The organism is Bradyrhizobium stylosanthis, from assembly GCF_001641335.1.
Taxonomy (GTDB): domain Bacteria; phylum Pseudomonadota; class Alphaproteobacteria; order Rhizobiales; family Xanthobacteraceae; genus Bradyrhizobium; species Bradyrhizobium stylosanthis.
The window spans coordinates 462398-473822 of record NZ_LVEM01000006.1 but is presented as its reverse complement, the minus strand read 5'-3'; the positions used below and the strand labels follow the sequence as shown (position 1 = coordinate 473822).

Annotated in this window: 12 protein-coding genes; 7 read left to right on the top strand and 5 right to left on the bottom strand. The window is 65.2% G+C overall.

Going from position 1 to position 11425, the window contains the following annotated elements:
* Position 1 precedes the first annotated feature (1 nt).
* The 3 genes from A7X65_RS36730 to A7X65_RS36720 are packed head-to-tail and all read left to right on the top strand — an operon-like array spanning position 2 to position 3931.
* Positions 2 to 1111, top strand: a complete 1110-nt coding sequence (locus A7X65_RS36730; protein ID WP_063694264.1) for a microcin C ABC transporter permease YejB — start codon at positions 2 to 4, stop codon at positions 1109 to 1111.
* Positions 1111 to 2289, top strand: a complete 1179-nt coding sequence (locus A7X65_RS36725; RefSeq protein ID WP_063694263.1) for an ABC transporter permease — start codon at positions 1111 to 1113, stop codon at positions 2287 to 2289. The genes A7X65_RS36730 and A7X65_RS36725 overlap by 1 nt, the downstream gene beginning before the upstream one ends.
* A 4-nt stretch (positions 2290 to 2293) precedes the next feature.
* Complete coding sequence (locus tag A7X65_RS36720; protein WP_063694262.1) at positions 2294 to 3931, top strand: ABC transporter ATP-binding protein; 1638 nt, start codon at positions 2294 to 2296, stop codon at positions 3929 to 3931.
* 85 nt (positions 3932 to 4016) lie between these two features.
* Here the strand turns inward: A7X65_RS36720 and A7X65_RS36715 are convergent, their stop codons facing one another.
* On the bottom strand, positions 4017 to 4244 hold the full coding sequence (locus A7X65_RS36715; RefSeq protein WP_063694261.1) for a hypothetical protein: 228 nt from the start codon (positions 4242 to 4244) through the stop codon (positions 4017 to 4019).
* 36 nt (positions 4245 to 4280) lie between these two features.
* Positions 4281 to 4562, bottom strand: coding sequence for a hypothetical protein (locus tag A7X65_RS36710; protein WP_063694311.1), 282 nt, complete (start codon positions 4560 to 4562; stop codon positions 4281 to 4283).
* Positions 4563 to 4809: 247 nt separating this feature from the next.
* On the opposite strand from A7X65_RS36710, the gene A7X65_RS42305 reads away from it, so the two are divergent.
* Positions 4810 to 5049, top strand: a complete 240-nt coding sequence (locus A7X65_RS42305) for a hypothetical protein (protein ID WP_156528401.1) — start codon at positions 4810 to 4812, stop codon at positions 5047 to 5049.
* A 29-nt stretch (positions 5050 to 5078) separates the two neighbouring features.
* Here the strand turns inward: A7X65_RS42305 and A7X65_RS36705 are convergent, their stop codons facing one another.
* Together A7X65_RS36705 and A7X65_RS36700 are read right to left on the bottom strand one after the other, a co-directional pair.
* The gene (locus A7X65_RS36705) at positions 5079 to 5921 is read right to left on the bottom strand and encodes a C40 family peptidase (RefSeq protein WP_063694260.1); all 843 of its coding nucleotides are present in this window, start codon (positions 5919 to 5921) and stop codon (positions 5079 to 5081) included.
* Positions 5914 to 7287, bottom strand: coding sequence for a leucyl aminopeptidase family protein (locus A7X65_RS36700; RefSeq protein ID WP_063694259.1), 1374 nt, complete (start codon positions 7285 to 7287; stop codon positions 5914 to 5916). Before A7X65_RS36700 ends, A7X65_RS36705 begins: the two co-directional genes overlap by 8 nt.
* A gap of 197 nt (positions 7288 to 7484) precedes the next feature.
* Here A7X65_RS36700 and A7X65_RS36695 point away from each other — a divergent pair, with 197 nt between their 5' ends.
* The 3 genes from A7X65_RS36695 (at position 7485) to A7X65_RS36685 (ending at position 10386) form a co-directional block, all read left to right on the top strand.
* Positions 7485 to 7688 (top strand): hypothetical protein, encoded by a 204-nt coding sequence (locus tag A7X65_RS36695; protein ID WP_063694258.1) that lies wholly within the window; start codon positions 7485 to 7487, stop codon positions 7686 to 7688.
* Between the two features lie 291 nt (positions 7689 to 7979).
* Complete coding sequence (locus A7X65_RS36690) at positions 7980 to 9476, top strand: metallophosphoesterase family protein (protein ID WP_063694257.1); 1497 nt, start codon at positions 7980 to 7982, stop codon at positions 9474 to 9476.
* Between the two features lie 88 nt (positions 9477 to 9564).
* Complete coding sequence (locus tag A7X65_RS36685) at positions 9565 to 10386, top strand: tetratricopeptide repeat protein (protein ID WP_063694256.1); 822 nt, start codon at positions 9565 to 9567, stop codon at positions 10384 to 10386.
* A 63-nt stretch (positions 10387 to 10449) separates the two neighbouring features.
* Here A7X65_RS36685 and A7X65_RS36680 read toward each other — a convergent pair whose 3' ends face one another.
* Positions 10450 to 11424, bottom strand: coding sequence for a type II secretion system F family protein (locus tag A7X65_RS36680; protein WP_063694255.1), 975 nt, complete (start codon positions 11422 to 11424; stop codon positions 10450 to 10452).
* Position 11425: the final 1 nt, after the last annotated feature.

Below are 11425 nucleotides of genomic sequence, written 5' to 3'. Positions count from 1 at the left end.
CATGAGCGCCTATATCGCCCGTCGCCTCCTCCTGATGATCCCGACCTTGCTCGGGATCCTCTTCGTCTCCTTCGTCGTGGTGCAGTTCGCGCCGGGTGGCCCGGTCGAGCGCGTAATCGCGCAGCTCTCTGGCGCCGACACCGGCGGCACCTCGCGCATTTCGGGCGGCGGCGACTTCGCGCAGCGCGCACCGGGGCAGGTCGGTGCCGGCGGCGATGCCATCAACTCCAAATATCGCGGCGCGCAGGGCCTCGACCCTGATTTCATCAAGAAGCTCGAGGTGCAGTTCGGCTTCGACAAGCCGGCGCCGGAACGCTTCGCGCTGATGGTGTGGAATTTCGCTCGCTTCGATTTCGGCAAGAGCTATTTCCGCGATGTCAGCGTGCTGCAGCTCATCAAGGAGAAGCTGCCGGTCTCGATCTCGCTTGGCCTCTGGCTGACGCTTCTGACCTACCTGATCTCGATCCCGCTCGGCATTCGCAAGGCGGTGAATGACGGTGCGCGGTTCGACACCTGGACCTCGACCGTGCTCGTGCTCGGCTATGCCATTCCGGGCTTCCTGTTCGCGATCCTCCTCATCATCCTGTTTGCCGGCGGCTCGTTCTTCAACTGGTTCCCGCTGCGCGGACTGACCTCGGACGGCTGGTCGCAATTTCCCTGGTACTGGAAGATCATCGACTATTTCTGGCACCTGACGCTGCCGCTGATCGCCATGGGGCTGGGTGCGTTCACCACCATGACGTTCCTGACCAAGAACTCGTTCCTGGACGAGATCCGCAAGCAATATGTCATGACCGCCCGCGCCAAGGGCTGCAGCGAGAACCGGGTGCTGTACGGCCACGTCTTCCGCAACGCGATGCTGATCGTGATCGCCGGCTTCCCCGGCACCTTCATCCACGCCTTCTTCTCCGGCTCGCTTCTGATCGAAACCATCTTCTCGCTGGACGGGCTCGGGCTGCTCAGCTTCGAGAGCGTGCTCAACCGCGACTATCCCGTGGTGTTCGGCACGCTCTACATCTTCTCGCTGGTCGGACTCGTGATCAACCTGGTCTCCGACCTGACCTATATGTGGATCGATCCGCGGATCGATTTCGAGGCGCGGGAGGTCTGATGACGATCACCGCACCGACGCCGATCGAGACCACGGCGAAGTCGCCGCTCGGCGATGCCGTTCCGATCACGCGCAAGCCGTTCGCGCCCTCGCCGCTCAACAAGCGGCGCTGGCAGAACTTCAAGGCCAACCGGCGCGGCTACTGGTCGTTCTGGATCTTCATCATCCTGTTCGTGGTCTCGCTGTTCGCCGAGCTGATCGCCAACGATCGGCCCTTCCTGATCAAGTTCGACGGCCGCCTCTATTGGCCTGCCTTCGTCACCTATTCGGAGACGACCTTCGGCGGCGATTTCGAGACGGCGGCGGACTACCGCGACCCCTATCTGCAGAAGCTGATCAAGGACAAGGGCGGCACCATCGTCTGGCCGCTGATCCGTTACTCCTACGACACCCACAATCTCGACCTGCCGACGCCGGCGCCGTCGCCGCCGACCTGGATGCTGACGGAGAAGCAATGCCAGCCGGTGGTGGAGAAGAAGGGGCTGAAGAGTTGCCGCGACCTCGAATACAACTGGCTCGGCACCGATGATCAGGGTCGCGACGTGGTGGCGCGGCTGATCTACGGCTTCCGCATCTCGGTGCTGTTCGGCCTCTGCCTCACCATCGTCTCGTCCGTCGTCGGCATCGCGGCGGGCGCGGTGCAGGGCTATTTCGGCGGCCGGGTCGACCTGATCTTCCAACGCTTCATCGAGATCTGGACGGCGATACCCTCGCTCTACCTTCTCCTGATCCTGTCCTCGGTGCTCGTGCCCGGCTTCTTCGTGCTGCTCGGCATCCTCTTGCTGTTCTCCTGGGTCTCGCTGGTCGGTCTGGTACGGGCCGAATTCCTGCGCGGGCGCAATTTCGAATATATCCAGGCGGCACGGGCGCTCGGCGTCTCCAACCCGGTGATCATGTTCCGTCATCTGCTGCCGAACGCGATGGTGGCGACCATGACGTTCCTGCCGTTCATCGTGTCGAGCTCGGTGATGACACTGACGGCGCTCGATTTCCTCGGCTTCGGTCTGCCGCCGGGATCGCCTTCGCTCGGCGAGCTGCTGTCGCAGGCCAAGGCCAATGTGCAGGCGCCCTGGCTCGGCTTCTCCGGCTTCTTCTCGGTCGCGATCATGCTGTCGCTGCTGATCTTCATCGGCGAAGCCGTGCGCGACGCCTTCGATCCGCGCAAGACGTTCAGGTAAGGCCATGGACGCGATCAACCAGCCCCTCCTTAGCGTGCGCGACCTCTCGGTGGCCTTCCACCAGGGTGGCGCCACCACGCTCGCGGTCGACAAGGTCTCGTTCCAGATCAAGCGCGGCGAGTGCGTCGCGCTGGTCGGCGAATCCGGCTCCGGCAAGTCGGTCAGCGCACTCTCGATCCTCAAGCTGCTGCCCTATCCGAACGCCTCGCACCCCTCGGGCAGTATCCGCTTCAAGGGACAGGAGCTGATCGACCAGTCCGAGCAGCAGATGCGGGGAATCCGCGGCAGCGACATCTCCATCATCTTCCAGGAGCCGATGACCTCGCTCAATCCGCTGCACACGATCGAGGCGCAGATCGGCGAGATCATCCAGCTGCACAATCCGACCAGCAATGCCGAGGCGCGCAAGCGGACCCTGGAGCTCTTGACGCAGGTCGGCATTCCCGAACCCGAGACGCGGCTGAAGAGCTATCCGCATCAGCTCTCCGGCGGCCAGCGCCAGCGCGTCATGATCGCGATGGCGCTCGCCAACGAGCCGGACCTGTTGATCGCGGACGAGCCCACCACGGCGCTCGACGTCACCGTGCAGGCGCAGATCCTGGCGCTGCTCGCCGAGATCCGTTCCCGGCTCGGCATGAGCCTGCTGTTCATCACCCATGACCTCGGCATCGTCCGCCGCATTGCCGACACCGTCTGCGTCATGAAGGGCGGCGTGATCGTCGAGCAGGGGCCGGTCGAGCAGGTCTTCAAGACCCCGAAGCATCCCTATACGCGCGATCTGCTTGCCGCGGAGCCCAAGCCAGATCCGGCGCCGCCGCAGCCGGACGCGCCGGTGGTGATGTCGGCGGACGATCTGAAGGTTTGGTTTCCGATCAAGCGCGGCCTGATGCGCAAGACGGTCGGTCACATCAAGGCGGTCGACGGCGTCAGCGTCGCCGTGCGCAAGGGCGAGACGCTCGGCGTCGTCGGCGAATCCGGCTCGGGCAAGACCACGCTGGGGCTGGCGCTGTTGCGGCTGATTTCCTCGAATGGCCGCATCGTGTTCCTCGGCCAGGACATTCAGGGCCTGCGCTTCAAGGAGATGCGCCCATTCCGGCGCGACATGCAGATCGTATTCCAGGATCCGTTCGGCTCGCTCAGCCCGCGCATGTCGGTCGCCGACATCATCGCCGAGGGCCTGTCCGTGCATCAGCCGAACCTCTCGCGCGAGGAGCGCGAGGCGCGCGTCGTCAAGGCGCTGGAAGATGTCGGGCTGAAGCCGGAGACGCGCCACCGCTATCCCCACGAATTCTCCGGCGGCCAGCGTCAGCGCATCTCGATCGCGCGCGCGGTGGTGCTGGAGCCGGATTTCGTCGTGCTGGACGAGCCGACCAGCGCGCTCGACATGCTGTTCCAGGCCCAGATGGTGGATCTGCTGCGCGAGCTCCAGCGCAAGCGCGAGCTCACCTACATGTTCATCTCGCACGATCTGCGCGTCGTCGCCTCGCTCGCCAGCCACCTCATCGTGATGCGCGGCGGCAAGGTGGTCGAGGAAGGCCAGGCCGCCGAGCTGTTCAAGAACCCGAAGACGGACTACACGCGGGCCCTGTTCGCTGCGGCGTTCCGGCTGGAGACGGCGGGCAACGGGGCGGTGGCGACGTAGCCCGCCATTTCCAGGCGTGCGAGCGCGGCTCCAGGGACGCTTCCAATTGTGACTAAGGTGGTCTCACCGGGCCAGTCGCGTTGATTTACGCGGCGCGATCCTTGTCCGACCGTTCCTCGGCCGAGGTTGCCGTTTCTTCCAACTTCTTTTCGTAGTTGGCCTCGAACCTCTCGATGCTGTCGGCCCACATCCTCAGCATTGAGATCTGAAAGTGCATCATCGGCTTCAGGGCATTCATGCCCATTGCTGTCGCGGCGGCGATACGTCGTTGCGGCTCGCTCGCGAAACGATCTGCATTGGTGTTGTCTGCCATGCTGTTCGCTCCTTCGCTCTGGTGCTGTTGCCTAAGCTATCGGCCTTGCTGTGAACTGCGTTCTTCCAGGCGCTCGGCCAAAATCTGATCTGCCGCGAGCCGCGCACATTGCTCGTCGTGCAATTCGTCCAGCTTTTTCAGGTAGGCGACTGCGGCGATTTGCAGGAGATCGAAATCATCTTCGCCGGTATCGCGAAGATTGGAAATGTAGCGGTGGAGGGCGGAGCGCCTGTCATCATTCTCGCTGATGCCACTGTGGACCAGCAAGTAGTTCCGCCAAGCGAACGCACACGCGCCTTCTCTGGCATGAGAACCCATGGGCACCTCCCTAAGCCAGAGAAGGGCTGACGACGCGTTTCGTTCCGCGAAACTCTGAGATGTAACGTTGTTCCGTAGCTGCACCGCACGGTGTCAGAAGCCGGAGCGGATCGCCCTTCCGCTACCGGGGGCCCACGCCCGTGTTCCCGGAACGCGAGGGATCTGCGCTGGAGTGTCGCAGCCGGCTCTCACAAATGTATTGGTTTCCGAGGTAATATCCCGCCTCAAGCTGATTGCGGAGCCGGTGATGGCTTCAAAGCTGTCTGCGAGCACTGTCGCCTTGCTGATGCTTGGTGCAACGGTGCTTTTGATCGCAATTCGAGCACCCTTGTGGCTATCGCTGCTGCTCGGCTCTTTTACGCTGGCGGTGCTGTATATCGTCGCGAGAACGCGGTCGCGTTACGATCCGCTCGATCCGCGCTTCGGCAGCTGCATCCCCCCGATCTACAAGCCGAAGCCCGGTGCCGGCCACGATCGTGACGTCTGATCCACGCGGCGACTTCGTGAGGAGACGGCCTATAGCCGCTTGATCGCCGCGACTTCGCTGCCGGCCTGCCTGATCCGCGCAATCGCAGGCTCGATCGGCTCGACCACCGTCGCCATGTGATGGGCATTGGCGTGAACCATGGTGTCGCCGTCGCTGACGATGGCGACATGCCCTTTCCAGAAGATCAGGTCGCCGCGTCGCAAGCTGCCGCGCTCATGCGGCTCCAGCGCGCGGCCGAGCCCCGCCTGCTGCATGTCGCTGTCGCGCGGGCAGCCGATGCCGGCCGACGTCAGCGAAACCTGAACCAGGCCCGAGCAATCGATGCCGAGACTGCTCTTGCCGCCCCAGAGATAGGGCGTGCCGACGAAGCGCTCGGCGACGGCGACGAAGTCCGGCTCGCTGTGGTCGAGCGAAGCGAGATGCGTCTTCGGCACGAATGTCCCTTCGCGCGTCACGGCAAAGCTGCCGTCTTCGCGGGCCACGGCGATCTTCGATCCCAGCACCAGCGTGTCGGCCGGCGGCAGCTTGATCGAGGGCCCGGGGAAAGCAAAGGTTCGGAGCGCACTCACCTTGTGCGTCGGAACGGCTACGGGCTTTGCGAGCGCCGCATCCGGCAGCCAGCCGACATAGCCGTCGCCATTGAGCTGGCCCCAGGCCCAGCCCTCGCCGTTGCGATCGTAGACCGTAACGCGCTCGCCGCGCAGCGCCTGTGTCATCAACATCGCGCCTGAGGACGGCTGCTCGCGCACGGGCGCGACCGGTTCGACCACCTCGAACTCTTCACCCTCGACGAAGCGCTGCGCCTCGACCTTGCCTTCGAGATATTTCGCGGCAAGATCGCCGCGGGCCGGTGTCACTCGCGAATCATGCATAGCGCTCGCTCAGCACCTTGTAGATGGCGCGCGCGGCCTGGCACTCGCCGCCCTCGGGCCGCGCCGGCTTGGCCGACGGCGTCCAGCCGTAGATGTCGACATGCAGCCAGCTGCCGGCGTGCTCGACGAAGCGTTGCAGGAACAGCGCGCAGGTGATCGAGCCGGCAAAGCCGCCGGACGGCGCGTTGGTGATGGTGGCGGTCTTGGAGTCCAGCCAGGCATCGTAAGGCGGCCACAGCGGCATGCGCCACAACGGATCGTTCTCCTTCGCCGCGCAGCGCGCGACATCGGCGGCCAGCGTCTCATCATGGGTGTAAAAGGGCGGTAAATCCGGGCCTAGCGCAACGCGCGCCGCGCCGGTCAGCGTGCCCAGATCGATCAGCAGGTCGGGCTTCTCCTCGTCCGCCAGTGCCAATGCGTCGGCGAGCACCAGGCGGCCCTCCGCATCCGTATTGCCGATCTCGACCGTGATGCCCTTGCGGGAGGTGAAGATGTCGAGCGGGCGGAAGGCATTTCCGGCGACCGCGTTCTCGACCGCGGGGATCAGCACGCGCAGCCGCACTTTCAGCTTGGCGTCCATCACCATGCGCGCCAGCGCCAGCACGTTGGCGGCGCCGCCCATGTCCTTCTTCATGATCAGCATGCCGCTCGACGGCTTCAGGTCGAGCCCGCCGGTGTCGAAGCAGACGCCCTTGCCGACCAGCGTCACCTTGGGATGCGCAGGGTCGCCCCAGCCGATGTCGATCAGCCGCGGCGCGCGGTCGGAGGCCATGCCGACGGCGTGGATCAGCGGAAAATTTGTCTCCAGCTCCTCGCCGATGGTGCACGCGAAGCTCGCGCCGAATTCGGCGGCAAGCGCTTGTGCGGCCGCGGCGAGCTCATCCGGCCCCATGTCGTTGGAGGGCGTGTTGATGAGGTCGCGTGCCAGCATCGCGGCGTTTGCGATGCGATCGATCTCGGCGGCGTCCACGCCGTCGGGCGGCACGAGGCGGACCTCCGGCCTGTCGGCCTTGCGGTAGCGGGCAAAGCGGTAGGTGCCGAGCGCGAAGGCGAGCGCGGCGAGCCGTGCATCGTGCGGTGCGTTGGCGAAGCGATAGGTCCCCGGCGGCAGCAGGCCGGGCAGGGCGCCCGGCCGGAACAGGTCGCGCGACCTTGCCCCTTCGTCCTCGAGGCCGAACAGCACTTGCGCGATCGTGCCGTCGGGCGCGGGCAGCGCGAGATAGCCGCCCGGCTTGGCCGAATAGGCGCTCGCGGCGGCGTACTGGCGCTGCGCCGGCGGCAAGCTCTCGCGCACGGCATCCCAGCCCGACTTGGTGACGAAGGTGATCGGGATGGCGGTCGAGGACGTCTCGAAGACAGAGGGCATTGGCGGGTCCGGATCGTCTGGTCAGGTAAACTCCAGGAGACTTCGCAGAGTTTTGCCGTGGCCGCAATCGGCTTTGCTGCCGGTCGATCAGCGGCCGCTACTCGCAGCAACTTGGCCATGCTAGGTTCCGGCAAAGGCCGTCAGGCGTACGAAGGATCGCCGGTGGCCGGAGGCGAAGCCTGCCCGGAGGGAACGCAATGGAATTTGTGTGGAGCGTGGTCACATTCATCGGCCAGGCCGTCGAGGCGATCTTTGTTTACGTCGAGCATCATCACTGGATCTTCGCGTTCCTGGCCGGCGGCTACGTCTTCTATCTTCATGACCGCTCCGTCCACGCGCGCTTCGATGCACTCGACAAGCGCATCGACGAAATCCGCAAGCGGCTTGCCATCGAATATTGATCGGGCGGAACGAAACCGTCGTGCGGCAGCCCTCGTATCCACGTTGAGAACTGCCGTTCACGAGAGCGCGGCCGCGGGGCTTTACTAGCGCTGCGGTTGTGGCATTATTGGTGGATATTTTAGATTGTGCTCCGCGTCCCTGCACGTATCGAGCGCAAGAGCGCGGCGGCATGCGGTTGATACTTGCTCCGGTGTCATCCCTGCGCCGGTCGAGACCAGCCTGAACCTGTTCGTCGAAGCCATTTCTCTTTTCGTTTGAGCGGCGCGGCATTCGCAAATGAGCGGCGCAAAATGCATAGATCGTTCGTCATTGCCCAGATCTCAGACCTGCATCTGGATGGATCAGGCCGGCTGCTCGCGACGATCGAGGCGCTGGGAGCCGCTCTGCGCGAGAAGATGGCGGACTTCGCCGATGTTCCCGATCGCATCCTGCTGATCACCGGCGATCTCGTCGACGACCCGACGCCGCGCGCGCTGGACGAAGCCCTCGCCGTCATCGCGTCCTTCCGGCAGGGCGGGCTGTTCACCGATATCCAGGCGGTCGCCGGCAATCACGACGCCGGGCGGGCGGGCCGGCGCGCGGGCCGCCACGACGTCTACGACTACCTGCACCTGCCGCGGACCTCGAAGAGCGTCTATTACCGCCAGGCCGGCCTCGACCTCGTGCTGCTCGATTCCAACCGCGCCAGCCTCACCACCTTTGCGAGCGGCAACATCGACCAGGCCGCCTACAACGCCATGGTCGCCGATTCCGCGCGGCTGAGCGTCGATCTCGCAGGCAGCCTCGGATCGGCCGGTCGCGCCGACTATTCCGAGCCGGTCGAAAACCTCGTGCGGGTGCTGGCGATGCACCATCATCCGCTGCCGCAGGCAACCGGCGAAGGAAAACGCTTTCTCGGCGCGCCGGACGAGCCGCTGATGTATCTCGCCGCGCCCGCGACCTTCCTCGAAGCGGCGACCTCGCTCAACGTCGATCTGGTCCTGCACGGCCACCGGCACGTCGAGGGGCTGACCCGCTATTCGATTCCCGATCCGCGTGCGACGCGGAGCAGGGGCGATGAAGCGTTCTGGCGCACGATCTATGTGCTGTCCTGTCCGTCCTCGACCGGGCAGGCCGGCGACGATGCCGGCTTCAACCTCATCCATTTCGGCCCGATGTCCGGCACGGGCAATGATGAGTATTGCTTCGCGATCGCCCGCTATTCGCGGCGGCGCAACGACAGCGTCTTCAAATTGCTCGACTCGAATTTGCCTGATGGCGTGATCAGGCTGCCCGCCGGGCGGGATTTTTCCCGCGACCCGGTGGTTCAATCGGCCATCGAGATCGGTGCATTGACGACACTGACGCGGGATCGAGCTGCGGCTTTCGCCCGCCAGCTCCTGAAGCGCCACGTCTTCCACCCCGTCGACGACGTGGACTGGCCCGGCGCGTTCCTCACCTACCTCGTCACCGCCGAGACCTGGGCCGAACTGGAGGGCAGGTTCGCAAGGTCGGCGCGCAGGCAGGACGCCGAGGCGCTTGCCGCGGTGACGCAGATGCTGCGGCGGCTGACCGCCCACTCCGCGGGCGTGCTCGGTATCGACGACGCTCAGCTCGACGAGATCCGCATCAGGTGTCTGGGCAATCGCGACGATCTCCTGCGCGAGCTGCCGGGCGGACCGCGTGCGGACGTCGACATCGAGGCGCAGGTGCAGCGAAGACTGCAATTGTTGCGGGACCTGTACGAGCAGGTCAGCAGGCTCGGCGTCGACCCTGGCGGGGAGGCGCCGCCGCGGACGCCAAATTGACGGGCAACCGGCGTTAACCGGCCATTAGGGTTAACAGTCTATTGCTGGCGCGTTCGGCTCGATCCCTCCGCTCGAGAGTCAAAGCGTCATGCGTCAACGGTTCAGTCCTGCCCGGCTCCTCGCGTCCGCCTCGCTCGTCGCGATGGTGGCGATCAGCCTCGGCGGCTGCACGGCAATGTCAAAGCTCTCCGACGTCACCGGCTCGATCGGGTCGAGCGGCTCGCGCGCGGAGGCAGCTCCCGCCGAACCCGCCCGCGCCGTCGAAGTCTATGGCGAGCGCTACCGTGCCAATCCCAAGGACCCTGACGCCGCGCTCGGCTATGGCCAGGCGCTGCGCGCCAACGGCCAGCGCGCGCAGGCCGCCGCCGTGCTCGAGCAGGCGACCATCGCCAATCCCGGCAACAAGGTGCTGCTGGCCCAGTACGGCCGCGCGCTCGCCGACAACGGCAATTTCCAGCAGGCCTTCGACGTGCTGTCGAAGGCGCATTCGCCCGACAATCCGGACTGGCGCCTGCTCTCGGTGCAGGGCACGGCGCTCGACCAGATGGGCCGTCACGAGGAGGCGCGCGGCTACTACACGAGCGCGCTGAAGATCGCACCGGGCGACCCCGGCGTGCTCTCCAATCTGGGCCTGTCCTACATGCTGTCGAAAGACCTGCCGAAGGCCGAGGAGGCGCTGCGGCAGGCCTATGCCTCGCCGCGCGCCAGCAGCCGGGTGCGGCAAAATCTCGGCCTGGTCGTCGGTCTCCAGGGCCGCTTCGCGGAGGCCGAGACCATCGTGAAGGCGGACCTGCCGCCGGACCAGGCTGCGGCCAATGTCGCCTACCTCAAGGACATGCTGAGCCGCAGCGAAGGCCCGCGCGGCGCGCCGAAGCGGATGCCGGTCGCCTCGCTCAGCCAGTCCGACTGATCCAGACCGGATATCCTCGTCCCGATACTGCCGGCGCGGACCGCTTGCGGTCCGCCTCCCGCATCATTGCAGCTCGGAGATCTTGATGCCGGTCGGTCCGAGAATGACGACGAACAGCACCGGCAGGAAGAACAGGATCATCGGCACCGTCAGCTTCGGCGGCAGCGCGGCGGCCTTCTTCTCGGCCTCGTTCATGCGCATGTCGCGGTTTTCCTGCGCCATGACGCGCAGCGAGTGCCCGAGCGGCGTGCCGTAGCGTTCCGCCTGCTGAAGCGCCAGACACACCGATTTGACGCCTTCGAGGCCGGTGCGCCGCGCCAGGTTTTCGTAGGCGACCTTGCGATCCTGCAGATAGGACAGCTCGGCGGTGGTCAGTGTGAATTCTTCCGACAGCGCGATCGACTGGCCCACGATCTCGGTGGCGACCTTGCGGAAGGCCATTTCGACCGACATGCCGGATTCGATGCAGATCAGCAGCAGGTCGAGCGCGTCCGGGAAGGCGCGCTTGATCGAGAGCTGGCGCTTGGAGATCGCGTTCCTGAGGAACAGCATCGGCGCCTGCAGGCCGAGATAGGCGGCGCCGACACAGATGCCGATCTTGATCGGCATCGGCTTCTCCATATGCGCGATCAGGAACACATACAGGATCGAGCCGACGAACAGCACGATCGGAGCCACCATGCGCGCGAACAGGAATGTGACGTAGGGCGCCTGGCCGCGGTAGCCCGCCATGATGAGCTTGTCGCGCGCGGCCTCCTGCGCGAGCCATTTGGTGAGGTTGAAGTCCTCGACCACACGCGAGACGAGCTGCTTCGGCGTTTGGCGCAGCGAGACCTTCTCGTTCTTGTTGAGACGCTCGCGCTCGCGCTGGCGGATGCGTTCGCGCTCGCTCGCCACCGCCTTCATCCGCTTGGAGAGGCCCTCGCCGGCGAACAGCGGCATCACCAGCGTATAGACGGTTGCGCTCGCGGCGATGGCCGCAAGCAGCATGGTCATGAAGCGGACGTCATGCAGTTTTGAAACGAGGAACTCGACCATA

Bases quoted from the DNA above. Each gene is read 5' to 3' on its own strand.
- A7X65_RS36730 (WP_063694264.1), top strand. From the start codon at position 2: ATGAGCGCCTATATCGCCCGTCGCCTCCTCCTGATGATCCCGACCTTG.
- A7X65_RS36725 (WP_063694263.1), top strand. From the start codon at position 1,111: ATGACGATCACCGCACCGACGCCGATCGAGACCACGGCGAAGTCGCCG.
- A7X65_RS36720 (WP_063694262.1), top strand. From the start codon at position 2,294: ATGGACGCGATCAACCAGCCCCTCCTTAGCGTGCGCGACCTCTCGGTG.
- A7X65_RS36715 (WP_063694261.1), bottom strand. From the start codon at position 4,244: ATGGCAGACAACACCAATGCAGATCGTTTCGCGAGCGAGCCGCAACGA.
- A7X65_RS36710 (WP_063694311.1), bottom strand. From the start codon at position 4,562: ATGGGTTCTCATGCCAGAGAAGGCGCGTGTGCGTTCGCTTGGCGGAAC.
- A7X65_RS42305 (WP_156528401.1), top strand. From the start codon at position 4,810: ATGGCTTCAAAGCTGTCTGCGAGCACTGTCGCCTTGCTGATGCTTGGT.
- A7X65_RS36705 (WP_063694260.1), bottom strand. From the start codon at position 5,921: ATGCATGATTCGCGAGTGACACCGGCCCGCGGCGATCTTGCCGCGAAA.
- A7X65_RS36700 (WP_063694259.1), bottom strand. From the start codon at position 7,287: ATGCCCTCTGTCTTCGAGACGTCCTCGACCGCCATCCCGATCACCTTC.
- A7X65_RS36695 (WP_063694258.1), top strand. From the start codon at position 7,485: ATGGAATTTGTGTGGAGCGTGGTCACATTCATCGGCCAGGCCGTCGAG.
- A7X65_RS36690 (WP_063694257.1), top strand. From the start codon at position 7,980: ATGCATAGATCGTTCGTCATTGCCCAGATCTCAGACCTGCATCTGGAT.
- A7X65_RS36685 (WP_063694256.1), top strand. From the start codon at position 9,565: ATGCGTCAACGGTTCAGTCCTGCCCGGCTCCTCGCGTCCGCCTCGCTC.
- A7X65_RS36680 (WP_063694255.1), bottom strand. From the start codon at position 11,424: ATGGTCGAGTTCCTCGTTTCAAAACTGCATGACGTCCGCTTCATGACC.